The organism is Micromonospora globbae (assembly GCF_003610785.1).
Classification (GTDB): domain Bacteria; phylum Actinomycetota; class Actinomycetes; order Mycobacteriales; family Micromonosporaceae; genus Micromonospora; species Micromonospora globbae.
In genome coordinates this window covers 19,244-43,707 of sequence record NZ_RAQQ01000014.1, presented here as the reverse complement: position 1 = coordinate 43,707, position 24,464 = coordinate 19,244, and the positions used below count along the sequence as shown (strand labels likewise).

Genomic DNA, 24,464 nt, shown 5'->3' with positions numbered 1-24,464 from the left:
TACCTTGCCGTACCAGACCGGGTGGGTGGACCGTCCCGGTGTGCGACGCGGCCACACCGCCCGGCGTGCCGTGGGCGGTCTGTCGCGCCGGCCCAGAGGCCGGCGGGGAGCGGAGGGTCGGTGGCGGAGGAGGACCTGCCCCGGGCGGGCACGGGTGCGTCCGGCCGGCGGGCCGCGCGCCGGGGATCCGGCGGGCCACGCCGGCACCGCTCCGCCGAAGGGCACCCGGCCGGGGCGCGACGCGCGTTCCGTCGCCACGCCCTCGCGTCCGACGTGCTGGCCCCGGTCCGCCGCCACCGGTGGGTGGTCGCGGGGGTGGCCCTGCTCGCCTGCCTCACCGCCCTGGTGTCGTACGTCGCCACCCGGCCGGAGCCCCAGGCCGCGCCGCCGCCCGGCGGTGCGCCCGCCGGGGCGGGCCGGCCGAGCGGCTACCCGGCGATCGAGGCGAACCGGACCGGCACCGACCCGGCGAGCCCGGGGCTCCGGCCCCGGCAACGGCCGCCGTCCCCGTCGCCGAGCCCGTCCGTCACCACGCGTACGCCCGCGGAGCCCCCGCTGCTCACCGTCACGCGGGCGGACATCCCGGCCGAGGTGGACCTCACCGCCGTGGGCACCCGGGACTGGATGCACTGGGGGCTGCACGGGGGCGACTCGACGGACCGCAAGCGCGGTGGCTCCGGCGAGATCGTCGACCAGGGCGGCAGCGGTGCCCGCCGGGGCTGGGACGGCAACCAGGAACTGTTCAGCTGGCGGGACGGCACCTCGGAGCGGGCGGTCGACCGTACCGCGAACGGCGTCTACACCTGCGGCGCCGGCACCGGCTTCGCGCTGGCCGTTTCGGCCGACGGCGAGCTGCGGACGGTGCGGCTGTACGCCGGGCTCTGGATGGCCCGGGGCCGGTTGGAGGCGCGCCTGTCGGTCGGCGGGCCGACCACGACCCTCCGCATGGAGGACCCGCACACGAGCCGGAGCGCCGAGTTCACGCTGCGCTTCCGTGCTCCGAAGGGCGCGCGACTGCTCGTCACCTGGACGGCCGAGGAGGTGTTCACTCCGGACTGCGGCAACGTCGGCCTCCAGGCGGTCGCCCTGCGGTGACCCCGCCGGCCGCGGCGGCGACCGTGACGCCGCTGCCGGGCACCCCCGGCGATCAGCGCCCCCGGACCGGTGGCCGGGGGTAGCGTGGGCACATCGACCGTCGAGGATCGGAAGGGAGCCGCGCGATGACCGCTGGGGAGCAGGTGCTGGACAGCCCCGCGAGCTGGGTCGCCGAGCACATCCACCGGTACGTCGCCACGGACGGGGCCGAGGGCCACGAGTGGCGGCCGGGTGTGTTCACGCTGCTGCTCACCACCCGGGGCCGCCGCAGCGGCGCCCTGCGCCGTACCGCCCTCATCTACGGCCGCGACGGCGACGACTACCTGGTCGTCGCCTCGCAGGGCGGCGCGCCGCGGCACCCGGCCTGGTACCTCAACCTCCTGGCCGATCCCCGGGCCGAGGTGCAGGTCGGCGCGGAGCGGTTCACGGCCCGCGCCCGCACCGCCACGCCCGAGGAGAAGCCCCGGATGTGGGAGACGATGGCGAAGATCTGGCCGGCGTACGACGACTACCAGGCCCGCACCGACCGGGAGATCCCGGTGGTCGTGCTGGAACGTGTCTGACGGGACAGTTTGTCCGTCACTCCGCACCGGCGGCGACGTAGCTTTCTGCTGTCCCGGTCCGACCGTCCCGTGTGGAGGATTGTGCAGTGAGCAGCAGTACCGTGCACCGCGTCCGTCCCGACGCGCCGACCGGTGCCGCCGAGGCGCCCGGCGACCTGCTCCGGGAGATCCCGATGCCGCCGTACGTCACCGGCGAGGACGCCCAGTTCGCGGTCCGGGCCGTGGTGGTGCACGCGCCCCGGAGCTGGTCCGGCGGGACCGTCTGCCGCAACGACGCCAACCCGCACCCCTGCCGCCTGCACCGTTGGGGCGCCCGGGTGCTGGCGCTGCGCGGGTTGGCCGACGCCGACATCGCCGCTCTCATCGAGCGCGGCGACCCGGCGGCACCGCTGCCCCCGCGACCCGGCGCCCGACCGGCGGGCTCCCGGCCGTGACGGCCGGGAGCCCCGGGGCGGTCAGCAGGCGATCGGCTTGACCCAGGAGCACTCCAGCCCCTCGGGCGCCGCTGGTGCCGCGGGGGCCACGGGCGGCGCCACCCGCGCCGTACGCGCGCTCGCCTCGCTGTGCGTGGCGAGCGCGATGGCGATCTGGTCCTCCAGCCCCTTCACGGAGGAGGCCAGGTAGTTGTTCAACAGGATCGAGAAGGCCAGCACCCGGCCGTCGGCGTCGGTGACGTAGCCGGAGAGGCCCGACACCCCGGTGAGGCTGCCGGTCTTGGCGTGCACGTTCCCCGCGGCCGGCGTTCCCTGCATCCGGCTGCGCAGGGTCCCGCCCACGAAGCGCTCGGCCTGCCCGGCGATCGGCAGGGCCGCGTACCACGCGTCGAACCAGGGCTCGGAACGCACGGCGGTGAGCAGGTCGACGAACTCGCCGGCGGGGATGAGGTTGCGCCGGGAGAGGCCGGAGCCGTCCCGCTGCCGCAGCGTGCCGGTGTCCATGCCCGCGCCGGCGACGTACCCGGCGATGGCCGAGAGCCCGGCCGACCAGGTGCCGGACCCGCGGGCCACCGCGCCGATCTCCTTGGTGAGCACCTCGGCGTGGCCGTTGTTGGAGAGCTTGAGGAACGGCACCATCAGCTCGGCCAGCGGCATCGAGTCGTGGCGGGCCACGGCGGTCGCCCCGGACGGGGTGGGTCGGCCGAGCACCGTCGCGCCGAGCACCCGTACGCCGTGCCGCTTCAGCGCGGCCCGGAAGACGTCGGCCGCGTAGCCGGTCGGCTCCCAGACCGTCACCCAGTCGCTGGCCGGCTCGTCGCCCACCGCGATCTGGCCGGTCACGACGACCGTGTTGCCGCCGTGCTCGCGCTCGAAGGAGATCGACGTCTCCCCGTCGGCGACGGTGGTCGCCCGGTTGTCGAAGCGCAGGTAGCTGGTCGGCGGGGTGGTGGTGAGCACGGGTGCGGCGCCGGCCCGGCCGGGCGCGGCGTGGACGATCACCGTGCCGGCGTCGTAGTCGGTGTCCGGCGCGACGGTCAGGGCGGAGACCTGTGCGGCGTAGTACCAGGGCTCGTCGTCCCAGGTCCAGTCCGGCCCGAGACGGGTGCTGTCGTAGCGGGTGTCGTCCGCGACCAGGTTGCCGGTCACCACCCGTACGCCGGAGGCGGCCACCTGTGCGGCGAGCGCGTCGTAGTCGGCGGCCAGCATGGTCGGGTCGCCGCCGCCGCGCAGGTAGAGGTTGCCGGAGACGACGCCCGCCCGGCGCTTGCCGCTGGTCCGTACGTCGGTCGTGAACCGGTGGTCCGGCCCGAGCAGCGCCATGGCGGCCGTGGAGGTGAGCAGCTTCGTGTTGGAGGCGGGCACCAGCCGCCGGTCGCCGTTGCGGTCGTAGAGCGTCTGGCCGGTGGCCACGTCGGCGACGACCACCGACGCCTGCGCGCCGTCCAGCCGGGCGTCGGCGAGGATCGCGTCGAGGGTCGCGTTCAGCCGGGTGACGGAGGGTGGTGGGGCCTCGGCGGTCGCGCCGGGGGCGCCGGCGGTGGCCGCGACGGCGACCATCGCGACCAGCGCGAGCGTCCGGGGGAAGAGACGACGATGCATGCGCCGATGCTGTCACGAAGATTATCGCCGGGAAAGGTCTCTGGCCGAAGGTTTCCGCCATGAGTCCGCGGGCGCCGGGCAGTCCGAGCACCGTGAGCGAGCCGGTCCGTGGGGACTGTGAGCGGCGGAACGCCGCACCGGGGGCAGAGGCGCGCCCGCCCGGTTGTTGCACCTGGCATGGACGCCCGCTCGGTCGACGTGGTGGTGGTCGGCGCCGGTCAGGCCGGCCTCTCCGCCGGCTACCACCTGCGCAGGGCCGGTTTCACCCCCGGAACCGGGTTCGTGATCCTGGACGCCGACGACGGACCCGGCGGCGCGTGGCGGCACCGGTGGCCGACGCTGACCGTGGACCGGGTCCACGGCTTCCACGACCTGCCCGCCATGCCGTTTCCCGCCGCCGCGCCGGACCGGCCGGCGGCCGAGGTGGTCAGCGACTACTTCGCCGCGTACGAGCGGGAGTTCGGGCTTGCCGTGGAGCGTCCGGTCCGTGTCGAGGCGGTCCGTTCGCTGCCCGACGGCCGGCTGGACGTCCGCACCGACCGCGGCCGGTGGACGGCGCGCGCCCTGATCAACGCGACCGGCACCTGGAGCCGGCCGTTCTGGCCCCACTACCCGGGCCGGTCCTCGTTCCGCGGCCGGCAACTGCACACCGCCGACTACCGGGGGCCGGACGAGTTCGCCGGACGGCGCGTGGTGGTGGTCGGGGCCGGCACGTCGGCCGTCCAACTGCTCGGCGAGATCTCCCCGGTCGCCGCCGACACCACCTGGGTCAGCCGGCGCCCGCCCGACTTCCGCGAGATCGAGTTCACCCCGGAGCACGGCCGGGCCGCGGTCGCCCTCGTCGAGGCCCGGGTGCGGGCCGGTCGCCCGCCGGCCAGCGTCGTCGGGGTGACCGGACTCCCGGTCACCCCGGAGGTCCGAAGGCTCCGCGAGCAGGGTGTGCTCGAGCGGTTACCCATGTTCGACCGAATCACGCCCGACGGCGTCGCCTGGGCCGACGGCCGCTTCGTCGCCGCCGACACGATCCTCTGGTGCACCGGCTTCCGGGCCGCGCTCGACCACCTCGCCCCGCTGAAGCTGCGCGGGCCGGGCGGCGGAATCGTGATGGACGGTACGCGGGTGGTCGCCGACGAGCGGATTCACCTGATCGGGTACGGGCCGTCCGCGAGCACCGTCGGCGCCAACCGGGCCGGACGCGCGGCGGTGCGGGAAATCCGCGCGCTGCTCACGCGGGCCGCCGTCCTCGACTGATCGGGCTCTATTTGACGGATCGCCCGGAGGGGGGCACCGTAGGCGGTGAGGGGGCCCTTTCACCTGCCCCGACGCGGCGACGACAACGGATGTCGCCCGATCGCCTCCCACGTGTACCCCGGACGCGGGCCGATCACCGGTCTGCGCCGTTCCGACCGCGATCCGAGAGAAGCCACGAGGAGTTCCACCATGCTCACCATGACCGACAACGCCGTCCTGGTCATCCGTGACCTGGCCAACCAGCAGGACGTCGGCGAGGACGGCGGGGTGCGTATCGCCGCCGACGCCTCCGCGGGCTCGCTCACCGTCGAGCTGGTCGCGGGCCCGACGCAGGGGGACCACGTGGTGGACAACCAGGGCGCGCGGATCTTCCTGGACGCCGACGCCGCGGAGATCCTCGGCGACGCCTCGGTCGACGCGACCGTCGACGACCAGGGCATCGTGCAGTTCGGCTTCACCGAGAAGCAGTGACCCGGCGGGGCGCGCCCCACGGGGCGCCGCCCCCCGGCTCCTAACCCGCCCGCCGGGCGTCCCCGCCGCGTGACGGCCGGGACGACCGGCGGCGTTCCGCCGTGTTCACACCGTTCCACTGCGGCCGGCCGTCCGGGCCTGCGTACCGCAGGTCCGTCAGCACCTGCGCCAGGTGGTGGGACGTGCTCCACGCCGTCCAGGCGCTGGCCGAGCCCGCGCCGGCGACCCGGCGTGCCCGGCGCAGGATCTCGTGGTCGCCCCAGGAGAACGCCGCCCCGGCGACGGGCCAGTGCGGCGCGGAGACGAGGGTGCGGCACAGGTCCGCCACCCGGTCGTCGCCCCGGCCACCCCGCCGCGACCAGCGGTACACCCACCAGGCGCCGTCGGTGGTGTAGCACATCGTGGGCAGCCGGTCGCCCGGCTGCCCGGCACCGCCCTGGGCCGACCCGACGCCGTAGTCCCCGTAGCCCACGTCGCGGTCGGCGACGCGCTCCCACAGCTGCCAGTCCCAGCGTTCCAGCCGGACGGGTTCGTCGGTGGGCAGCCGGGCCAGGGTCGGCGGCAGGCCGCCCGACGCCACGGTCACCGACCGCCAGGCGTACCGGCGTGACCAGTCCAGCAGCCGCCGGATGCGCCACTCGGCCTCCCGCAGGTCGGCGGGGCAGCACACGTCGCCCGCGTCGACGAGGAGGTCGCACTGCTCCGGCGCCGTCCGGGTGAACCGCCAGATCCGCTCCACGGCCGCGGTCGTCGCGTCCGGGCCCGAGCGGTCCCGCCGGGTGCGCAGGCGGATCACCGCCCGCCGCGCGTACGCCCGGGCCGCCGCCCCGTGCGCGACCAGCCGTCGGTCGCTCTCGCCGAGACCCACGACCGGCACCAGCGGTACGCCCCAGCGCACCAGCTCGGTCTCGCGGGCGTCGGGCAGCCGGCTCACGTCGACGGCGGGGACGAGTCCCGAGGGAAGCCGGGCGAGAGCGTCCGGTACGGACGCGTCGAGGATGTCGATGTCGAGGATCGGCGCGACCAGCGGGGCGACGGTGACGTCGAGATGACCCAACGCCTCCAGCTCGCCCCGCCGACAGGCGAGGATGGGGCGGTAGACCGGTTCCGCCGCCCGACCCCCGTGGGCGGGCTCCATAGTTCAATGTAGGCGGACGGGTCGCGCGGTGACAGGGCCACGCGGTCCGACGAGGGACGCCGGCAGGCCCACCGCCGGTCGGGCGGTGGGCCGCGGACGCCGCTCAGTCGTCGTCGCCGTGCCGGTCGTCGTCATCGTCATCGTCATCGTCGTGCGAGCCGTCGTGGCGCCCGTCGTCGTCACCGTCGTCGTCGGCGGCCTCCCGCTCCGCGCGGAGCACGGCACCGCTGTCCCGGTCGACGTCGATGTCGTGTTCCACGTCCCCGGACACGATCTCGACACTCCACACCGGACGGCCGTGCTCCTGCTCGGCCTCGATCTCGACGATGCGTCCGCCACCGGCCTTCGCGAGGGCGATCTCGCCGGCCCGCTGCGGGTCGATCCGCGACTCGCCGGCCGGTCCGGTGCTCCCCGACGGCGTACCGCCGGTGGAGGAGGAGCCGCCCGGCGTCGCGGCGGTGGTGCTGTCGTCCGGCGCCGGGGCCGTGGTGCTGTCGTCGGGCGTCGGCGCCGTGGTGCTGCCGCCCGGCGTCGGCGCCGTGGTGGCCGCGACGAGGGCGGCGCCGGGGGACCGTCCGTCGTCGGCCACGGCGACGCCCATCGCCACCCCCGCCACGGCCAGGACGGCCACGCCGCCGGCCGACGCAAGGATCATCGAACTACGCCTCATGATGTCCACCTCTCCTCGGTTCCTGCCATCGAGGATCGGTCCACGGCGGATAGGGCCGCGCTGCCCGAAGGCTAAGGCCGGGTTAAGCGTCCGGGGCCTGCGCCGGGAGCGTCGCGGTGGCGCCCGGCCGGGCCGGCGGCGGGCCGAGCAGGACCCGCACCTCCGCCCCGCCGCCCGGCGCCGTACGCAGCTCCAGCCGCCCGCCCGCGGCCTGCGCGGCGCGGCGGACGATGTCCAGGCCCAGTCCCGTCGAGCCGGCCGCGCTCGCGCCCCGGCGGACCGCGTCGGCCGGCAGGCCGGGGCCCCGGTCGGCCACGGTCAGCACCGTCTGCCCGCCCTCGCGGGCGAGCCGCACGCTGAACGCGGTGCCGTCCGGCGTGTGCGCGAAGACGTTGCCGAGCAGCGCGTCCACGGCGGCCGTCAGCTCGTCGGCCGGTACGCCGACCGGCATCGGGCCGGGCGCCAGGTCGAGGGTCACGGACCGCCCGGTGTCCTCGGCCAGCACCGACCAGAAGGCCACCCGGTCGCCGACGACCTCGGCCGCGTCCGCGCCCGCCGGGCCGGCGGCGGGGGTCTGCCGCCACCGGGCCTGCCGGATCAGCCCGGTGACGGCCCGTTCGAGGCCGTCCACGGCACCGGTGATCCGGGCCGCGTCCTCCGGGTCGCGCAGCGACTCCGCCTCCAGGCGCAGCGCGGTCAACGGCGTCCGCAGCCGGTGCGACAGGTCGGCCACCTGTTCGCGTTCCTGCACCAGCAGCTCCTGGATGCGGCCGGCCAGGTGGTTCAGCGCGCGGGCCACCTCCCGCAGCTCGGGCGGCCCGGAGGGGGTGACCCGGGCGTCCAACTCGGCGTTGGCGAGCCGGTGCGAGACCGCCGACAGCGCGCCGATCGGCCGGACCAGGGTGCGGGCCAGCCGGTCGGCGACCACCAGGCCGATGAGCACCAGCAGGAACCCGAGCAGCGCCAGCACGAGCCACGCCCGGGTGACCCCCGCCGTGAGCTGGTCGCGCGGCACGCCGACGCGGATCACGCCCGTGCCGTCCGGTCGGCCCTGCACGGCGATGACCACCTCCCGCCCGGACGCCGACTCGCCGGTCAGGCTCTGGCCACGGGCGGCGAGCGCGACGGCCGGGGTGCGGGGCACGGGCGTACCGAGGACCGTCCCGTCGGGCAGGTACACGCTCACCGGCCGGCCCGACTCGGCGGCGAGCTGTTCGACGGTGAGGCGGATGGTCGCCTCGTCGGCGGTCCCGACCACCGGCACGAGGCTCTGCGCGTCGGCCGTGGCCCGGACCGTCGCGCGGTCCTCGGCGACGGTGCGCACCAGCAGCGCCAGCGGCACCAGGAACGCGAGCAGGATGAGGACGCTGACGGCGGCGACCAGCAGCGCCAGCCGAGCCCTCATCCGGCGGCCCGGGGCGGCTCCAGCCGGACGCCGACCCCGCGCACGGTGTGCAGGTAGCGCGGCTCCTGGGCGCTCTCGCCGAGCTTGCGCCGCAGCCACGACAGGTGGACGTCGACCGTCTTGTCGGCACCGCCGTACGGGATCTGCCAGACCTCGGTGAGCAACTCGCGCTTGGTGACCACCTGGCCGGGACGGGCCGCGAGGTGGTGCAGCAGGTCGAACTCGCGCGGCGTGAGGTCGACCGGCGTGCCGTCCAGGGTCACCTGCCGGGACCGGGGGTCGACGCGCAGGCCGCCCACGACGAGCGGCGGGTCGGCCGCCCCGGTGGCGCCCGGCGCGCGGCGCAGGACCGCCCGGGCGCGGGCGTCGAGCTGCGCCGCCGTGAACGGCTTGACCACGTAGTCGTCGGCGCCCGCGTCGAGCACCCGCACGATCTCCGCCTCGTCGTCCCGGGCGGTGGCCACGATGACCGGCACGGAGCTGACGGCGCGCAGCATCCGCAGCAGCTCCCGACCGTCCAGATCGGGCAGCCCGAGGTCGAGCACGACGAGGTCGGGCCGGTCGTCGAGCGCGTCGCGGAGGCCGGCCATGGCGGTCGAGGCGGCGGCCACCGCGTGCCCGCGCTCCCGCAGCGCCCGGATCAGCGGGGTCCGGATGGCGAGGTCGTCCTCGATGAGCAGCAGGCGGGCCACCTTTCGCAGGCTAGCCGCTGCGCGGGCCGTCGCGGCAGACCGTTAACCCTCCCTTAGCGTCCCGATGTGCCCGCGCCAACGTCCGGTCGGGCACACTCGCGACATGCGCCGCCGTTGGCTCCTCGTGTCGATCGGGTGGTTGGCGACCGCCGCGGTCGCCACCCTCATCGGGCTCGGCGCGATCCGCCTGGTGGGGGAGAGCATCACCGGGACGCCGGGCGGGGTGCGCGGCGAGGACGAGATCGCGCGTGCCCTCGCCGCCGACCCGCCACCGTCCTCGCCCACCGGGGCGCCGGCGGCGACGGCCGCACCGGCCACCGCGACACCGCCGGCCGCGTCACCGCCGGCCGGCGCGCGGCGCAGCTTCGCCACGGCAGGTGGAACGGCGGTCGCCGAGTGCACGCCCGAGGGGATCCGGCTGGTCTCGTGGTCGCCGGCCCAGGGCTTCCGGGCGCGCGACGCCGACCGGGGCCCCGACGACGACGTCGAGGTCCGCTTCGAGGGCGCCGCCGGACGGTACGAGCTGAAACTGCGCTGCCTCGGCGGGGAACCGGTCGCCGTGGAGGACGACTGAGCTGCGGCGGGCCAGGATAGGTGAACTGACCTCGCGGTATCGAGGAATGTCCATGATCGGACAGGGCTCCGACTGGTTGACCCCGCGAACGCCGATCTAGGTTCGATGACAGAGGGTGCGATCGCCGCTGATCCCCTGTTGCCCCAGACCGCCTCATCGCTGGCCGGCCGGGCCGGTCAGCAGGGAGAGGACCCCACCATGCCCAGCTCGAGATCCCGGCGGCTGTCGGCGGCCCAGCCTGCCCCGGAGGAGGGCGATGCCGTCCGCGCCGACGACGAGGTGACCACCTGCGCGGGTGTCGGCCTGCCGGCGACCGCGCGGGTGCTCTTCGCCGTGGTCAACGCCAACGGCACGCTGGTCCGGGGGCTCGGCGTCGCCACCGCCGACCGTCTCGCCACCGGGATGTACCAGGTGATCTTCGACCAGGACGTGTCGGCGGCCGGTTACGTCGGCACTCTCGGACTCCCCGGCAGCACCGGCGTCGCGCCGGCCGGCGTGATCTCGGTGGCCGGCCGCACCGGCATCCCGAACGGGGTCTTCGTCGAGACCTTCACCAGCGACGGCACCGCCGCGGACCGGCCGTTCCACCTCGCCGTGCTGGCCTGAGCGGGCGCGGCGCAGACGAGCGCACGGCGCCGCCCGACCGTGGTCGGAGCGTCGCCGCGCTCTGGCCGTCTCCCACCACCGCAGCCGTTCGGCGGTACGACAGCGGGGACCTGGCTCGACCGGCGAACCGCGCCGGTCGGAGGGTCGATCCCCGTTCCGTCCGGAACCAAACCTCGATGAAGTGGCGAATTCCACCATCTGCGAGTCCCGGGTTGCGCGGCACGCGAACGGGTATGGGCAGCGGCATGGAGCATTTCACGATCGCGACCGTCGCCGAGAAGAGCCCGGACTTCCGGCGTGTGCTGTGGACCGGCAGGCACACCCAGTTGGTGATCATGACGATCCCGCCGGGCGGTGAGATCGGCGAAGAGGTGCACGAGGACATCGACCAGATCCTGACCTTCGTGAGCGGCACCGGCGAGGCCCGCGTGGCGGGGGAGAAGCGGGAGGTCGTCCAGGGCGACCTCGTGGTCGTGCCCGCCGGCACGAAGCACAACTTCGTCAACACCGGCCCCAACCCGCTGGTGCTCTACACCGTCTACGGCCCGCCGGAGCACGCCGACCAGGCGGTGCACCGGACGAAGGAGGAGGCGGACGCCGCGGAGGAGGCCGGCGAGGACGAGCCGCCTGCCTGACGGGGACCGCCCCGGCCGTTGGATCCCGGTCGACCGGGGTACCCGGCGTGGGTGGAGCAGCCGGCGATCTCCGACTACGGATTCCTCTCCGACTGCCGCTCGGGCGCGTTGGTGAGCCGGGACGGCTCGGTCGACTGGTGGTGCCCGGACCGCTTCGACGGGTCCGCCGTGTTCGCGCGGCTGCTCGGGCCCGACGCCGGGCACTTCCAGCTGGGCCCGGTCGGCGCCGGCGGGGCCGGGCACCGGGTGGAACGCGCGTACCACCCGGACACCCTGGTGCTGCGCACCGTGCACCACACGCCCGAGGGGAGCGTGGCGGTCACCGACGCGCTGGCCGCGGAGGTCGGCGCCCGTGCGCACGAGCTCGGCATGAACTCCCCGGGCGTGCTGATCCGGGTCGTCGAAGGGCTGAGCGGCCGGGTCCGGATGGGGCTGGACTTCGTGCCCCGCCCCGAACACGGCCTGCTCACCCCGTACCTGTACGACCAGCCGGACGGCAGCGTGCTGGCCACCGCCGGCCCGGTGGCCCTGGTGCTCGGCGCCCGGGGGCTGCCGCTGCGGGCCGGCCGGGACAGCGTGCGGCAGGAGTTCGAGGTCTCCGCCGGCCAGGTCGTCGGCTTCCACCTGGCGTACGGGGGGACCTACGGCGAGCCGCCGGTGCGGGTGGACCCGCTGACCACGCTGGCCGAGACGATCCAGGCGTGGGAGGCGTACCGGGAGACGCACACGTACCCGGGGCGGTACCCGGAGCTGGTCCGCCCCAGCGCGACCGTGCTCACCGGCCTGACGTACGCCCGCAGCGGCGCCGTGGCGGCGGCGCTGACCACCTCGCTGCCCGAGAAGCTCGGGGGCGACCGCAACTACGACTACCGGTACTCCTGGCTGCGCGACTTCGCCATGACCATGCGGGCGCTCTGGGTGGCGGCGTGCCCGCACGAGGCGTCCCGCCTCTTCGCCTGGGTGACCCGCTCCATCGGCCGCATCGGCGACGAGCCGGTGCCGGTCGTGTTCGGCCTGGAGGGGGAGCGGGACCTCACCGAGCACGTCTGCCCGCACATGCCCGGCTACGGCGGGAGCCTGCCGGTACGCGTCGGCAACGACGCCTGGCGGCAGCGACAGCTCGACGTGCCGGGCGAGGTCCTTGCCGCGGTCTGGCGGCTGCGCGACTACCTCGGGGACACCTTCGACGAGGAACTGCGGGAGATGGTGCTCGGCCTCACCGAGCAGGTGGCCTGCACGTGGCACCTGCCCGACCGGGGCATGTGGGAGACCCGGGAGGACGAGCGGCACTACCTGTCGTCGAAGGTGCTCTGCTGGACGGCCATGGACCGGGCCGTGCTGCTGGCCGACCGGCTGGGTGCGCAGGCCGACCCACGGCGCTGGGCGGTGATCCGTGACGAGATCCGCGACACCGTGCTCCGCGAGGGCTGGAACGAGCGGATCGGCGCCTTCACCGGCGCGTTCGGCTCCGCCGAGCTGGACGCCTCGGCCCTGTTCCTGCCGATCACGCACTTCCTGCCGGCCACCGACCCCCGGATGCGTTCGACCATCGCCGTCGTCGAGCGCGAACTGGGCACCGAGGACGGCCTGGTCCGGCGCTGGAACACCGACCCGGCCGGCTTCCTGCTCTGCTCGTTCTGGCTGGTGGAGTGCCTGGCGATGACCGGCCAGCGGCGGCGGGCCGCGGAGCTGTTCGAGCGGGTCGCGGGCCACGCCAACGACGTCGGCTTGTTCAGCGAGCAGGTCGACCTGGGCACGGGCGCCCAACTGGGCAACACCCCGCAGGCCCTGTCGCACATCGGGCTGATCAACGCGGCCTGGCGGCTGACCGACCCCAACTGGTACTGACCGTCGACGTCAGGGCAGCACCGGCACGCGGGACACGTCCACGGTCTGCGGGTACTTCAGGCCCGTGCCGGTGTTGAGCACCACCACCCGCTCCCCGGCCCGGATCCAGCCGCCGGCCCGCAGGTGCCGGGCGGCCGTCAGGCAGGCCGCCCCCTCCGGGCAGAGCAGCAGCCCCTCCCGCGCCGCGAAGTCCCGCAGGTCGGCCACGATCTCCTCGTCGGACACGGCCACGGCGGTGCCGGCGCTGGAGCGCAGCGCGGCCAGGATCAGTTCGTCGCCGAGCGGGGCCGGCACGGTGATGCCGAACGCCACGGTGCGCGCGTCCTCCCACGGCTGGGCGCGCTCCTCGCCGGCGGCGAAGGCCCGCACGATCGGCGCGCACCCGGTGGACTGCACGGCCACGAGCCGGGGCGTCCGGTCCTCGATCCAGCCCAGCTCGCGCAGCTCCTCCAGCGCCTTGTGGATGCCGATGAGCCCGACACCGCCACCGGTCGGATAGATGATGACGTCGGGCACCTGCCACCCGAGCTGCTCGACGATCTCGTACCCCATGGTCTTCTTGCCCTCGAGCCGGTACGGCTCGCGCAGCGTGCCGGCGTCGAAGACCGCGCCGCCGGACGCGGCGACCAGGTCGGCCACCCGCCGGCCGGCGTCGCTGATGAGCCCGTCGACGAGGCGCAGGTCGGCGCCCGCGGCCACACACTCGCGGCGGCAGATGACCGGGGCGTCCAGCGGCATGACGATGGTGGCGCCGAGCCCGGCGCGCGCCGCGTACGTCGCCCAGGCCGCGCCGGCGTTGCCGTTGGTGGGCATGGCGATCCGCTCCACGCCCAGCTCGCGGGCACGGCTCACCCCCACCGCGGCGCCCCGGGCCTTGAACGAGCCGGTCGGGGTGAGCCCCTCGTCCTTCACGATGAGGTCGGGAATGCCGATCTCCGCGCCGTACGCGGGCGCCCGCAGCAGCGGCGTCCACCCCTCGCCGAGGCTGGTGACGTGCCGGGGGTCGGCCACCGGCAGCAGCTCCCGGTAGCGCCAGAGGTCCGCCGGGCGCAGCGGGAACCGCTCCGGTGTGACCGCCCGGGCCACGGCGGCGAGGTCGTACCGGGCCAGCAGGGGCGAGCCGCAGTCGCAGAGGTTCTGGGGGCGGTCCGCGGGACGGTCCTGGCCGCAGCGGGGGCATTCCAGGTGGGTCAGGTACACGTCGCTCCTCGCCGTCAGGTCGCGTCGATGCTCAACCAGCGCCGGCTGCGCCGTCCCGGCTCGTAGGGGGAGTCGAGCCGTTTCGCCACCACCCCCGGCAGCCCCTGCTCGCGGCCGGTGCGCAGGGCCTCGGCGCCCGTGCCGGGGAACCACGGCGGAGTCTGCCAGCGCGGGCCGGTCAGCGCCAGACCGTCGAGCAGTTCCCGGCGCTGGGCGTACGGCAGCTCCACACAGGTGACGCCCTCCAGCCAGAGGAGGTCGAAGATGAGGTACTGCGCGCCCTGCGGCACGCGACTTCCGCTGGTGGCCGGGGCCGGGCGCACCCGCCCGGCGCCGTCGATGCGGACCAGCACGCCGTCGAGCACCGCCTCGGTGGGCGCCATCGCCTCGGCCAGGTCGCGCAGCCAGGCGTACGACCCGGTCACCTCCTCGTCGTCCTCGGCGAGCAGCCGCAGCCGCCCGCCCGAGACGTACGCCACCGCGCGGGTTCCGTCCCAGCGCAGCTCGTAACCCCACTCGGCCTGGTCGCGGGGGAGACGCGCGGCGGGCGTCGGACGCATGGGGCGGACCAGGTCCGGCATGCTCGTCCAGCCCTCCGGCGGCGGGTCCATCCGCCGGACCATCCAGTCCCGGCCCTCCTTGCCGCCGGTGGCGAACAGCACGTAGCGACCGGAGGTCCGCTCCCCGTCGAGCACCACGATGACCTCGTCGTCGCGCCACTTCTCGCAGCGGTACGTCCCCCGGTCGTGGATCGTCATGGTGCCGCCGCCGTACTCGCCGGCCGGGATCTCGCCGTGGAAGTCGAGGTACTCCATCGGGTGGTCCTCGGTGTGCACGGCGAGATGGTTGCGGCCCGTGTCCCGGGGCAGCCCGCGCGGCACCGCCCAGGAGGCCAGCACCCCGTCGCGCTCCAGGCGCAGGTCCCAGTGCAGGCTGCGGGCGTGGTGCTGCTGGATGACGAACCGTCCGGCGGCACGTCCGCCGCGCCGGCGCGCGGGCTTCTCCGGCACGGGCTCGGGGGTGCGGGCCGCGTTCCGCCGGCGTCGGTACTCCTCAAGCCGGTCCGCCACACCCGCATTCTCCGGCAACCGGGCCGGTCGCGCTGGCCGGCGCGGAGTGCCGGGTTCCGCCGCATGCGGGGGGTGCGGGCGGGTAGAACGGTCGTCATGGACCACGAGGACCAGCCCACCGTCCTGCTCCCGGGCGAGGTGCGGATGCCCCTGCTCGGTTTCGGCACGTGGCGGGCGACCGGCAAGGCGGGGTACGACGCCGTGCTGGCCGCGCTCGACGCCGGCTACCGGCACATCGACACCGCCACGATGTACGGCAACGAGAACGAGGTCGGCCAGGCGCTCAAGGAGAGCGGACTGCGTCGTGAGGACGTCTTCATCACCACGAAGCTGCCGCCGCAGCGGGTGGGCCAGGAGCGCGCGACGCTGGAGGCGAGTCTGCGGGCGCTCGACACCGACTACGTGGACCTGTGGTTGATCCACTGGCCGCCCACCTCGGCGGAGGACAGCATCCCGGTGTGGCGGGAGTTCCTGGCGGCCCGGGACGAGAACCTGACGCGGGCGGTGGGGGTGAGCAACTACAGCACGTCGCAGATCGACGAGCTCATCCAGGCCACCGAGGAGAACCCGGCGGTCAACCAGATCCCGTGGAGTCCGTTCCTGTACGACCGGCAGCGGCACGCCGAGCACCGGGACCGCGGCGTGGTGCTGGAGGGCTACAGCCCGCTCTCGACCAGCGACCTGTCCCACCCCGTGCTGGCCCGGGTGGCCGCCGCGCACGACGTGTCCCCGGCCCAGGTGGTGCTCCGCTGGCACATCGACCACGAGATCGTGGTGATCCCGAAGAGCGTGACCCCGGAGCGCATCCAGGCCAACGCCGACGTGTTCCGCTTCTCGCTCACGGCCGAGGAGATGCGCGACATCGACGCGCTCGGCTCGACCTGACCGGCGTCTGCCAATTTCCTTCAGCCGAGCGAGCGGTGATGAAGGGTATCGACATAGACGTACGTGAGGATGTAGCGTGCCGCCATCACGTACGTCGATGCGTCGTGACCCCTCCGCCTCGCTGAAGGAGCGCCATGGCCACGTCCCGACCCCTCCGTCTGCGCCGCCGGGGCCTGCTCGGTGTCCCGGCCCTGGTGGCCGCCGCGGTGACCGGCGCCACCCTCCGACCCGCCCCGGCCGCCGCCGCCCCCGCGGACGACGCGCCGAAGGCCGAGTGCCTGGCCGACCTGCTCGGCGGTGCCTGATGGCCACCATTCCCTGGCTCGTGGACGTGCTCCGGTCCGCGGGCGTCCAGGTCGTCGTCGAGGGGGACTGGCTCAACCGGATGCGTCCGGGCGACTTCAACCCGATCGGCGTGCTCTGGCACCACACGGCGTCGACCTCCAGCGCCACGAACCCGCACCCGGCGCTGAACATCTGCATCAACGGCCGCTCGGACCTGCCCGGTCCGCTCTGCCAGGCCCTCGTCGACTACCACGGTGTCTTCCACGTCATCTCGGCCGGACGCTGCAACCACGCCGGCGTGAGCCGGGGCAGCGGACCGATCCCGGCCGGTGACGGCAACACGCTGATGATCGGCTGGGAGATCGACTACAACGGCGTGTCCCAGGAGATGACGACGGCGCAGTACGACGCCTCGATCGCCGCCACCGCGGCCGTGCTCACCCGGCTGGGCCGGGACGCCAGCCACGCGCGGGGGCACCGGGAGACCAGCACCACCGGCAAGATCGACCCTTCCTTCATCGACCTGGACGTCATGCGCGCCGACGTGGCGGCGAAGATGGCCGGTGGGGGCGGCGCCTGGTCGTCCGTCGTGGACAACACGACCGCCGGTCGCTTCAGCGCCAGCGGGAACTGGGGTGTCTCCTCGTACTCCGGGCAGCGCTACGGCGCCGACTACCGGTACGCCGACCCGGTCGCCGCCAGCGACCCCGCCTGGTACCGCTTCGACGTGCCCGCCGCCGGCAACTACCGCGTCGACGCCTGGTGGCCGGCCAACGCCGGCTACAACAGCGCCACCCCCTACATCGTCGCCACGACCACCGGCAACCGCACGGTCTACGTCGACCAGCGGGTCACCGGTGGGCAGTGGCGCACCCTCGGCACGTTCGCGCTGCCCGCCGGGGACGCGAACCGGGTGGCGGTGAGCCGGTGGAGTTCCGCCGGCGGCCTGGTCATCGCCGACGCGGTCCGCCTGACCCGGGTCTGAGCGCGCCCCGAGCCGCCGTGGCGCGTCCCGGTGCGGGCGGCACGGGGTGACGGGCGCGGAGGGTGCGGCCCTGGTGCCGCACCCTCCGCGCGGGGTCCGGACGCGACCGGGACGGGGGTCGCGTCCGCTGACCGCGCGGGGGTGCGTCCGGAAGGCGCACCCCCGCGCGGGTCTCAGGCCGCGGCGCAGGGCACCCCGTTGAGCGTGAAGCTCGTCGGCGAGGCGTACGCCCCGCTCAGCGTGCCCTGGTAGCCGAAGCTGGCGCTGCCGCCCGGCGCGATCGTGCCGTTCCAACTCAGGTTCCGCGCGGTCACCGTGGAGCCGCTCTGGCTCACCGTCGCGTTCCAGGAGTTCGTGACCTGTTGCCCGGCGGGCAGTTGGTAGGTCAGCGTCCAGCCGTTGACCGTGCCGGACCCGGTGTTGGTGATCCGCACGTCGGCGGTGAAGCCGGTGTTCCAGGAGTTCGGCGTGTAGGTGACGGCGCAGCCCGTGCCCGGCGGCGGCGTGGTCGGCGGCGGGGTGCCGCCCCCGTTCACGGCCGCCGAGAATGAGGTCACCGCGAGGCCGACGCCGCCCTGCCACGGCTCGAAACCGGCCTGGATGCTGGTCAGGTACCACGAGTTCGTGATGGCCCCGCGGTTGCGGACGTCGGTGATGAAGTCGAGCACGCTGAAGTTCAGGCTGGTGATCGGGGACGGCGCCACGTACGAGATGACGTTGTTGGAGCCGTTGCTGCCCCGCCAGACCTCCCAGGTGCGTCCCGCGAGGGTGGCGGTGCCGACCGGGGAGCCGATCGGCTGGATCGGCCCCTGGCGGTTGAGCCAGATCATGATCTCCATCTGGTTCACGCCGTCGGTCTTCGGCGTCGGGTCGAGCCAGATGTCGTACGACGCGTTGTAGATGGCGCCGCTCACGTACCGGTAGGTGATGCTGCTCGTGGCACTGCTGATCTGGCTCACCTGGATCGGCAGGTTGGTGCCGGGGGAGCAGTTCGTGTAGTGGCAGCCCAGGTAGACCGAGGGGTACGCGGTCGGCGCGCCGTTGGTCGGGTTGCTGCCGTTCTGGGTGGTGATCTCGAAGCCGGTGTCGGTGACGTTGATGCACTGCTGGGCGCTCGTGCCCCAGCGGTTGTTCTGCACGACGTAGCGGTTGCCGATGACGGTCGAGCCGTACTGCTCGCAGATCTGGGTGTCGGCGGAGGCGTTCCCGCCCAGGGCCACGGCGACGAGGGAGCCGCTGACCAGCAGGCCGGTGGCCGCCAGGGCCCGAAGTAGACGTCTCATGCTGCTCCTTGGGGGTGGGCGCCTGCCCTGGGCGCCGGACGAGGTACGGGAGCGCTCCCACGCAGAGAACACATTTACATCCGTGAAACAGTGGCGCAACCGCTCGACGGAAAGGGGCGGAAAGTCAGGTTTTGCGCCTGGTGGCCTCGTCCGGGCCGGTCACCGGCCGGCGCTCCCCACCCGTCCGCCCGGCGGCTCGGCCGTACCCGTGCGTCAGCGCCGGGCGACCCAGGTGGCAGACCGGATCCACCCGAGCGAGGGCGCCGGGCGGCCCGGGCGACGGGGCGTCGTCGCCGCCCGACCGGGGCGGGAAAGCCCCCGGGAGCGTTCCCGTGGGCCGATCGGGCCTGGTGTGCGCTGATTGCACCGAGTAGTGTCCTGTATCCGACGCGTGCCGAAACCCCTCCCGGAGGCGTACCGCACCATGCGTGGCTCCCCCCTGCGCATCCTCATCGTCGGCGCGGGCATCGCCGGCCTCGCCGTGGCCCGGGCACTGCGGCTGGCGGGCTTCCGCCCCGACGTCACCGAGAAGCTGCCACCGGGAGAGTCCCACGAGACCGGCCTCTACCTGCCCGGCAACGCCGCCCGGGCGCTGCACCGGCTGGACCTGCACGATCCGGTCCGGCGCCTCGGGCACGTGGTGCACCGGCAGCGCTTCCTCGACGCCGCCGGCGAGCCGCTCTGCGAGGTCGACCTCGACGCGCTGTGGGCCGGCGTCGGGGAGTGCCGGGCCCTGCCCCGCGCCGAGCTGCACCGGGTGCTGCTCACCGGTGCCGGCGGGGCCGTCCGGCACGGCGCCGAGGTGCGCACGCTCGACCTCCTGCCCACCAGCGTCGGGGTGACCTTCGTCGACGGCACCGCCGCCGAGTACGACCTGGTGATCGGCGCCGACGGGCCCCGCTCGTCGGTGCGGACGCTCGCCGCGCTCGGCGGCCCGCCCCGGCCGGCCGGTCAGGTCGTCTACCGCACCGTGCTCCGCGACGGACCGCCCGTCACCGAGTGGACCGCCCTGCTCGGCCAGCGCTCCGGGTTCCTCGTCGTGCCGATCGGCGCCGGGCGGCTGCACTGCTACGCCGACGAGGCCGGCACGGAGGCGCCCGCCGACCCGGTGGCCCGCCTGCGCGAGGTCTTCGGCTCCTACGGAGGGCCGGTGCCGGAGCTGCTGGACGCCGTCGAGTGGGTGAACGTCGGCATCACCGACGAGGTGGAGCTGGGCCGCTGGTACCGGGGGCGGGTGCTGCTCGTCGGCGACGCCGCGCACGCCACCGCCCCGACGCTCTCCCAGGGCGCCGCCATGGCGCTGGAGGACGCCGTGGTACTCGCCGAGGCGCTCACCGGCGCCGGCAGCGTCGAGGCGGCCCTCGTGGCGTACGAGAGCCGCCGCCGTCCGCGTACGCGATGGGTCCGGGACCGGACCCGCGACCGCAACCGGACCCGGGACGTCCCGCCGGCGCTGCGCGACCCGCTGCTGCGCGGACGCGGCGACCGGATCTTCGGGGACCACTACCGGCTGTTGCTCGGTCCGCTGTGAGCGCCGGCGGGCGCGGCCGATGATCGTAGCTGGCCACCCCACGCGGCACCCCCACCTGCCGGGGACTATCCTCCTTGCGGATGACGGCTCGCCAGTTTCAGCGCGTGCCGAGCGAAACAACCGAGAACCGGAGGCCACTCGTGACCACCGTCGCACCCAAGCCGGTCGTGACCCGGCCCTGGCCGGTCCGAGAACCGGTCAAGGGGTCGGCCATCGCGCGGCTGCTGCGGACCACGGACGCGAAGCAGATCGGGATCATGTACATGGTCACCGCGTTCGCGTTCTTCATGATCGGTGGCCTGATGGCCCTGATCATGCGGGCCGAGCTGGCCCGGCCGGGGCTGCAGTTCCTGTCGCCGGAGCAGTACAACCAGCTCTTCACCATGCACGGCACGATCATGCTGTTGTTCTTCGCGACGCCGATCGTGTTCGCCTTCGCCAACTACATCGTGCCGATCCAGATCGGCGCGCCCGACGTGTCGTTCCCCCGGCTGAACAGCTTCGCCTACTGGCTGTACCTGTTCGGCGGCACGATGGCGACCGCGGGCTTCATCACCCCCGGTGGCGCCGCCGACTTCGGCTGGTTCGCGTACACGCCGCTGAGCAGCGTCGAGCACTCCCCGGGCGTCGGCGCCAACATGTGGGTCATGGGCCTCGCCATCTCCGGTCTGGGCACGATCCTCGGCGCGGTCAACATGATCACCACGATCCTGACGCTGCGCGCCCCCGGCATGACGATGTTCCGGATGCCGATCTTCACCTGGAACATCCTGGTCACCAGCCTCCTGGTGATCCTGGTCTTTCCGCTGCTGGCCGCCGCGCTGTTCGCGCTCGCCGCCGACCGCCTGATCGGCGCCCACGTGTACGACCCGGCGACCGGCGGGCCGATGCTGTGGCAGCACCTTTTCTGGTTCTTCGGCCACCCCGAGGTGTACATCGTCGCGCTGCCGTTCTTCGGCATCATCAGCGAGATCATCCCGGTCTTCTCCCGCAAGCCGATCTTCGGCTACAAGGGTCTCGTGGCCGCGACCCTCGCCATCGCCGCGCTGTCGATGAGCGTGTGGGCGCACCACATGTTCGCCACCGGCCAGGTCCTGCTTCCGTTCTTCAGCTTCCTGAGCTTCCTCATCGCCGTGCCCACCGGTATGAAGTTCTTCAACTGGATCGGCACGATGTGGCGGGGCCAGGTCAGCTTCGAGTCGCCGATGCTGTGGTCCATCGGCTTCCTCGTGACGTTCCTCTTCGGCGGCCTCACCGGCGTCCTGCTGGCCAGCCCGCCGCTGGACTTCCACGTCTCGGACTCGTACTTCGTGGTGGCGCACTTCCACTACGTGCTCTTCGGCACCATCGTGTTCGCGGTGTTCGCCGGCATCTACTTCTGGTTCCCGAAGATGTTCGGCCGGATGCTCGACGAGCGGCTCGCCAAGGTGCACTTCTGGCTCACCATGATCGGCTTCCACACCACGTTCCTGGTGCAGCACTGGCTGGGCAACGAGGGCATGCCGCGGCGGTACGCCGACTACCAGGCGATCGACGGCTTCACCACGCTGAACACGGTCTCCACGATCGGCGCCTTCATCACCGGTATCTCGACGCTCCCGTTCATCTACAACTGCTGGAAGTCGTACAAGACCGGTCCGGTGGTCGAGGTCAACGACCCGTGGGGCCACGGCAACTCGCTCGAGTGGGCCACCAGCTGCCCGCCGCCGCTGCGCAACTTCGACCGGATGCCCCGGATCCGCTCCGAGCGGCCGGCGTTCGACATGAAGTTCCCGGAGCTGGCCGCCGGCCAGACCCTCGCCGGGCCGCCGGAGGGCGGTGCCAAGCCGCTGACCAGCGAGTCCGACGGCGGGGCCCGCTACACCGAGGACACCGCCACCAACATCGACCGCGCCTGACCGCTCGGCTCGACGACACCCACGACGGGCGTCGCCCCCGGACCATCCGGGAGCGGCGCCCGTCGCCGTTGCCCAGGCCGTACGGGTGACGCGCGCCGCGGTCGGAAGCCCGGAGCGATGTCGGCGGGCCGGGCCGCCGGTGACCGCCCGCCGTACACGGCCGGGGCCGGGAGGAAGGTCGGCGGCCCGTGCCCGTGATGCTCGCCGTGCACGGCCGGGGACCGGGGAGGGGCGATCGGCGCGGCGGGCACGGACACGCTCGGCGTGGCGGTGGCGCGCCGCGGGCGTGGCTCGGTGATCTCCACCGCCCGCAGCGGCGGGTGCGATGGTGGTCCGCTCTTCGGCGTCGGCGGGGGTGCCGCGACGCCGGGGATCACGCCGAACCCGCCCCGCCCGGCCGGGCCGGGCCGGGCGGGCGGAGCGGGTCGGGTCGGGTCGGGTCAGTGGGTGACGGTGGCGAGTTCCGGCTCGGCGAGCGCGTCGGCGGCCGCCCGGCGGCGGCGCAGCTCGACCGGGAGCACCGCGAGCGCCACGAGCGCGCCGATCGCCCCGGTGACCGCGAAGCCCCACGCGGGCGCCGACGCGTCGATGACGGCGCCGGCGAGCGGGGCGCCGACCGCGATGCCGACGGTGACCGCCGAACCGTGCAGCCCCATCGCCTCACCGCGTACCTGGGCGGGCGCGAGCCGGCTGACCGCGTCCGCCGTCGCGGCGATGGTGGGGGCGCACAGCGCGCCGGCGGGGATCATCGCGAGGCAGAGCAGCCACCAGTGCGACCCGCCGAGACCGACCGGGATCGTGCAGACGGCCAGCGCGGCCATCAGCGCCAGCGGCGGGACGGGGCGGTGCGTGGCACCGTACGCGAAGCCGCCCACCAGCGAGGCCACGGCCCACATGGCGAGCACCACACCCGTCCAGCCGGCCTCGCCGCTCTCCCGGAGCACGGCGACCACGGCCACGTCGGTGCCGCCGAGGACCAGGGTGGCGGCGAGGCTGACCGCCAGCACGGCGACCAGCCGTCCGGTCACCCACTCGCGCCGGGACACGTGCCGCGCGGGTGCCGCCGCCTCGTCCCGGCTGTCGGCCGTCGGAGGGTTGAGCAGCCAGAACGCCACCCCGGCGGCGACGATGCCGGCGCCGACCAGGTAGAGGGTGTGCCGCGCCGAGATCGCCGTGGCCAGGGCCACCGCCAGCGACGGGCCGACCATGAACGACAGCTCGACCGACATCGAGTCCAGCGCGTACGCGGGACGGCGTCGGTCCGTGGGCGCCAGCGCGGCGATGGACTGCCGCACCACGGAGAAGATCGGCAGGGCGAGCGAGCCCGCGACGAAGGCGGCCGGGAGCAGCAGCTCGTAGGAGAGCGAGGGCGCGGTCGACCAGAAGACCGCCTCGACGATCCCGGTCATGACGAGCACCGGCCGCAGGCCGCGCCGGTCGATGAGCCGGCCGAGCAGCGGGCCGCCGATCGCCGCGCCGACCGTCACGGCCGCGCCGACGAGGCCCGCGGCGCCGTAGCCGCGGCCGAGGTCCTGGACCACGTAGAAGGTCAGCGTCACCCCGGTCGCCGTGAGCGGGATGCGGGCGAGCACCGCCACGACCAGCAGCGACCGGAGTCCGGGCAGGGCGAGCGCCTCCCGGTAAGGCTTCAGATTCACGACGGTCCGTACCTCCGGCGCCATCCTCGCCGCCGGTGGGGCGACCGCCAACCAATTATCGGATCATGCGGTCCTGATCACAGGCGCCCCGCGCAGCGTCACGCCCGCGCCCTCCATGGACCGCAGCGCCACGTCGGTGGTCGCCGGCGCGACGGCCGCCGTGAGGTCCAGCAGCACGGTGGTGGCGAAGCCCTCCCGCGCGGCGTCCAGCGCCGTGGCGCGGACGCAGTGGTCGGTCGCGATACCGACGAGTTCCACCCGGTCCACGTCGTGGCGGCGCAGCCAGTCGGCCAGGCACTCGCCGTCGGCGGCGTGCCCCTCGAAGCCGGAGTACGCCGCCGCGTGCTCGCCCTTGTGGAAGATCTCCTCGATCCGCTCGGTCGCCAGGGCCGGGTGGAACTCCGAGCCCGGGGTGCCCACGACGCAGTGCCGGGGCCACGAGTCCACGAAGTCCGGCGGGTCGCCGAAGTGCGCCCCCGGGTCGACGTGGTAGTCCTTCGTCGCCACCACGTGGTCCCAGCGGTCCGGCTCGGCCGCCAGCAGCCGGGTGACGCCGGCCGCCACGTCCGCTCCGCCGCCCACGGCGAGCGAACCGCCCTCGCAGAAGTCGTTCTGCACGTCCACGATGATCAACGCGCTGCCCACCGGTGCTCCCTCCTGACGTCTCGGGCCCGGCCGCCCGGGC

The 24,464-nt window shown here is 74.3% G+C and carries 24 protein-coding genes; 14 read left to right on the top strand and 10 right to left on the bottom strand.

All coding sequences use genetic code 11. The features are described from left to right. The first annotated feature begins 120 nt into the window (after positions 1-120). From D7I43_RS19505 to D7I43_RS19495, 3 genes are all read left to right on the top strand, one after another. A complete protein-coding gene (locus tag D7I43_RS19505) occupies positions 121-1,095 on the top strand; it encodes a hypothetical protein (protein WP_240033046.1) in 975 nt (324 codons plus the stop codon). A 125-nt stretch (positions 1,096-1,220) separates the two neighbouring features. Beyond that, positions 1,221-1,658, top strand: coding sequence for a nitroreductase family deazaflavin-dependent oxidoreductase (locus D7I43_RS19500; protein ID WP_120329975.1), 438 nt, complete (start codon positions 1,221-1,223; stop codon positions 1,656-1,658). Between the two features lie 86 nt (positions 1,659-1,744). Beyond that, positions 1,745-2,092 (top strand): hypothetical protein, encoded by a 348-nt coding sequence (locus D7I43_RS19495; protein WP_240033045.1) that lies wholly within the window; start codon positions 1,745-1,747, stop codon positions 2,090-2,092. Between the two features lie 21 nt (positions 2,093-2,113). Here D7I43_RS19495 and dacB read toward each other — a convergent pair whose 3' ends face one another. Further along, positions 2,114-3,694: a D-alanyl-D-alanine carboxypeptidase/D-alanyl-D-alanine endopeptidase gene (gene dacB, locus D7I43_RS19490; RefSeq protein WP_120329974.1), complete on the bottom strand. Its 1,581-nt coding sequence runs from the start codon at positions 3,692-3,694 to the stop codon at positions 2,114-2,116. A 177-nt stretch (positions 3,695-3,871) separates the two neighbouring features. Between dacB and D7I43_RS19485 the strand changes: the two genes are divergently transcribed. Together D7I43_RS19485 and D7I43_RS19480 are read left to right on the top strand one after the other, a co-directional pair. Continuing rightward, a complete protein-coding gene (locus D7I43_RS19485) occupies positions 3,872-4,945 on the top strand; it encodes an NAD(P)-binding domain-containing protein (protein WP_120329973.1) in 1,074 nt (357 codons plus the stop codon). 189 nt (positions 4,946-5,134) lie between these two features. Beyond that, complete coding sequence (locus tag D7I43_RS19480) at positions 5,135-5,416, top strand: adhesin (protein ID WP_120329972.1); 282 nt, start codon at positions 5,135-5,137, stop codon at positions 5,414-5,416. A 40-nt stretch (positions 5,417-5,456) separates the two neighbouring features. Here the strand turns inward: D7I43_RS19480 and D7I43_RS19475 are convergent, their stop codons facing one another. From D7I43_RS19475 to D7I43_RS19460, 4 genes are all read right to left on the bottom strand, one after another. Beyond that, the gene (locus D7I43_RS19475) at positions 5,457-6,554 is read right to left on the bottom strand and encodes a beta family protein (protein WP_192902203.1); all 1,098 of its coding nucleotides are present in this window, start codon (positions 6,552-6,554) and stop codon (positions 5,457-5,459) included. A gap of 103 nt (positions 6,555-6,657) precedes the next feature. Then, the gene (locus tag D7I43_RS19470) at positions 6,658-7,224 is read right to left on the bottom strand and encodes a PepSY domain-containing protein (RefSeq protein ID WP_120330111.1); all 567 of its coding nucleotides are present in this window, start codon (positions 7,222-7,224) and stop codon (positions 6,658-6,660) included. Between the two features lie 82 nt (positions 7,225-7,306). After that, positions 7,307-8,629 (bottom strand): sensor histidine kinase, encoded by a 1,323-nt coding sequence (locus D7I43_RS19465; protein ID WP_120329971.1) that lies wholly within the window; start codon positions 8,627-8,629, stop codon positions 7,307-7,309. Further along, positions 8,626-9,321 (bottom strand): response regulator transcription factor, encoded by a 696-nt coding sequence (locus D7I43_RS19460; protein ID WP_120329970.1) that lies wholly within the window; start codon positions 9,319-9,321, stop codon positions 8,626-8,628. The genes D7I43_RS19465 and D7I43_RS19460 overlap by 4 nt, the downstream gene beginning before the upstream one ends. A 103-nt stretch (positions 9,322-9,424) precedes the next feature. On the opposite strand from D7I43_RS19460, the gene D7I43_RS19455 reads away from it, so the two are divergent. From D7I43_RS19455 to D7I43_RS19440, 4 genes are all read left to right on the top strand, one after another. Further along, positions 9,425-9,895, top strand: coding sequence for a septum formation initiator (locus D7I43_RS19455; protein ID WP_120329969.1), 471 nt, complete (start codon positions 9,425-9,427; stop codon positions 9,893-9,895). 198 nt (positions 9,896-10,093) lie between these two features. Beyond that, positions 10,094-10,501 (top strand): hypothetical protein, encoded by a 408-nt coding sequence (locus tag D7I43_RS19450; protein WP_120329968.1) that lies wholly within the window; start codon positions 10,094-10,096, stop codon positions 10,499-10,501. Between the two features lie 245 nt (positions 10,502-10,746). Beyond that, the gene (locus D7I43_RS19445) at positions 10,747-11,136 is read left to right on the top strand and encodes a cupin domain-containing protein (RefSeq protein ID WP_120330110.1); all 390 of its coding nucleotides are present in this window, start codon (positions 10,747-10,749) and stop codon (positions 11,134-11,136) included. 51 nt (positions 11,137-11,187) lie between these two features. Next, positions 11,188-12,984: a glycoside hydrolase family 15 protein gene (locus D7I43_RS19440; protein ID WP_120329967.1), complete on the top strand. Its 1,797-nt coding sequence runs from the start codon at positions 11,188-11,190 to the stop codon at positions 12,982-12,984. A 9-nt stretch (positions 12,985-12,993) separates the two neighbouring features. Here the strand turns inward: D7I43_RS19440 and D7I43_RS19435 are convergent, their stop codons facing one another. Beyond that, positions 12,994-14,184: a threonine synthase gene (locus D7I43_RS19435; RefSeq protein WP_120329966.1), complete on the bottom strand. Its 1,191-nt coding sequence runs from the start codon at positions 14,182-14,184 to the stop codon at positions 12,994-12,996. Between the two features lie 14 nt (positions 14,185-14,198). Next, a complete protein-coding gene (locus tag D7I43_RS19430; RefSeq protein WP_120329965.1) occupies positions 14,199-15,254 on the bottom strand; it encodes a DNA polymerase ligase N-terminal domain-containing protein in 1,056 nt (351 codons plus the stop codon). Positions 15,255-15,350: 96 nt separating this feature from the next. Here D7I43_RS19430 and D7I43_RS19425 point away from each other — a divergent pair, with 96 nt between their 5' ends. From D7I43_RS19425 to D7I43_RS19420, 3 genes are all read left to right on the top strand, one after another. Then, positions 15,351-16,139, top strand: a complete 789-nt coding sequence (locus D7I43_RS19425; RefSeq protein WP_120329964.1) for an aldo/keto reductase — start codon at positions 15,351-15,353, stop codon at positions 16,137-16,139. Between the two features lie 134 nt (positions 16,140-16,273). Beyond that, complete coding sequence (locus tag D7I43_RS33090) at positions 16,274-16,444, top strand: hypothetical protein (protein ID WP_192902201.1); 171 nt, start codon at positions 16,274-16,276, stop codon at positions 16,442-16,444. After that, the gene (locus D7I43_RS19420; protein WP_120329963.1) at positions 16,444-17,409 is read left to right on the top strand and encodes a golvesin C-terminal-like domain-containing protein; all 966 of its coding nucleotides are present in this window, start codon (positions 16,444-16,446) and stop codon (positions 17,407-17,409) included. Before D7I43_RS33090 ends, D7I43_RS19420 begins: the two co-directional genes overlap by 1 nt. 173 nt (positions 17,410-17,582) lie before the next feature. Here the strand turns inward: D7I43_RS19420 and D7I43_RS19415 are convergent, their stop codons facing one another. Continuing rightward, the gene (locus D7I43_RS19415) at positions 17,583-18,692 is read right to left on the bottom strand and encodes a glycoside hydrolase family 12 protein (RefSeq protein ID WP_120329962.1); all 1,110 of its coding nucleotides are present in this window, start codon (positions 18,690-18,692) and stop codon (positions 17,583-17,585) included. 424 nt (positions 18,693-19,116) lie between these two features. Between D7I43_RS19415 and D7I43_RS19410 the strand changes: the two genes are divergently transcribed. Together D7I43_RS19410 and ctaD are read left to right on the top strand one after the other, a co-directional pair. Next, entirely contained in the window at positions 19,117-20,223 is a 1,107-nt protein-coding gene (locus D7I43_RS19410; protein ID WP_120330109.1) for an FAD-dependent monooxygenase, read from the top strand. A gap of 140 nt (positions 20,224-20,363) precedes the next feature. Continuing rightward, positions 20,364-22,121, top strand: coding sequence for an aa3-type cytochrome oxidase subunit I (gene ctaD, locus D7I43_RS19405; protein ID WP_120329961.1), 1,758 nt, complete (start codon positions 20,364-20,366; stop codon positions 22,119-22,121). Positions 22,122-22,561: 440 nt separating this feature from the next. Here ctaD and D7I43_RS19395 read toward each other — a convergent pair whose 3' ends face one another. After that, a complete protein-coding gene (locus D7I43_RS19395; RefSeq protein ID WP_120329959.1) occupies positions 22,562-23,803 on the bottom strand; it encodes an MFS transporter in 1,242 nt (413 codons plus the stop codon). A 39-nt stretch (positions 23,804-23,842) separates the two neighbouring features. Beyond that, complete coding sequence (locus D7I43_RS19390; RefSeq protein WP_120329958.1) at positions 23,843-24,424, bottom strand: isochorismatase family protein; 582 nt, start codon at positions 24,422-24,424, stop codon at positions 23,843-23,845. Positions 24,425-24,464: the final 40 nt, after the last annotated feature.

Coding starts and splice junctions, on each gene's coding strand:
- D7I43_RS19500 (WP_120329975.1), top strand. CDS start 1,221: ATGACCGCTGGGGAGCAGGTGCTGGACAGCCCCGCGAGCTGGGTCGCC.
- dacB (WP_120329974.1), bottom strand. CDS start 3,694: ATGCATCGTCGTCTCTTCCCCCGGACGCTCGCGCTGGTCGCGATGGTC.
- D7I43_RS19485 (WP_120329973.1), top strand. CDS start 3,872: ATGGACGCCCGCTCGGTCGACGTGGTGGTGGTCGGCGCCGGTCAGGCC.
- D7I43_RS19480 (WP_120329972.1), top strand. CDS start 5,135: ATGCTCACCATGACCGACAACGCCGTCCTGGTCATCCGTGACCTGGCC.
- D7I43_RS19475 (WP_192902203.1), bottom strand. CDS start 6,554: ATGGAGCCCGCCCACGGGGGTCGGGCGGCGGAACCGGTCTACCGCCCC.
- D7I43_RS19470 (WP_120330111.1), bottom strand. CDS start 7,224: ATGAGGCGTAGTTCGATGATCCTTGCGTCGGCCGGCGGCGTGGCCGTC.
- D7I43_RS19465 (WP_120329971.1), bottom strand. CDS start 8,629: ATGAGGGCTCGGCTGGCGCTGCTGGTCGCCGCCGTCAGCGTCCTCATC.
- D7I43_RS19455 (WP_120329969.1), top strand. CDS start 9,425: ATGCGCCGCCGTTGGCTCCTCGTGTCGATCGGGTGGTTGGCGACCGCC.
- D7I43_RS19450 (WP_120329968.1), top strand. CDS start 10,094: ATGCCCAGCTCGAGATCCCGGCGGCTGTCGGCGGCCCAGCCTGCCCCG.
- D7I43_RS19445 (WP_120330110.1), top strand. CDS start 10,747: ATGGAGCATTTCACGATCGCGACCGTCGCCGAGAAGAGCCCGGACTTC.
- D7I43_RS19425 (WP_120329964.1), top strand. CDS start 15,351: ATGGACCACGAGGACCAGCCCACCGTCCTGCTCCCGGGCGAGGTGCGG.
- D7I43_RS33090 (WP_192902201.1), top strand. CDS start 16,274: ATGGCCACGTCCCGACCCCTCCGTCTGCGCCGCCGGGGCCTGCTCGGT.
- D7I43_RS19420 (WP_120329963.1), top strand. CDS start 16,444: ATGGCCACCATTCCCTGGCTCGTGGACGTGCTCCGGTCCGCGGGCGTC.
- D7I43_RS19415 (WP_120329962.1), bottom strand. CDS start 18,692: ATGAGACGTCTACTTCGGGCCCTGGCGGCCACCGGCCTGCTGGTCAGC.
- D7I43_RS19410 (WP_120330109.1), top strand. CDS start 19,117: ATGCGTGGCTCCCCCCTGCGCATCCTCATCGTCGGCGCGGGCATCGCC.
- D7I43_RS19395 (WP_120329959.1), bottom strand. CDS start 23,803: ATGGCGCCGGAGGTACGGACCGTCGTGAATCTGAAGCCTTACCGGGAG.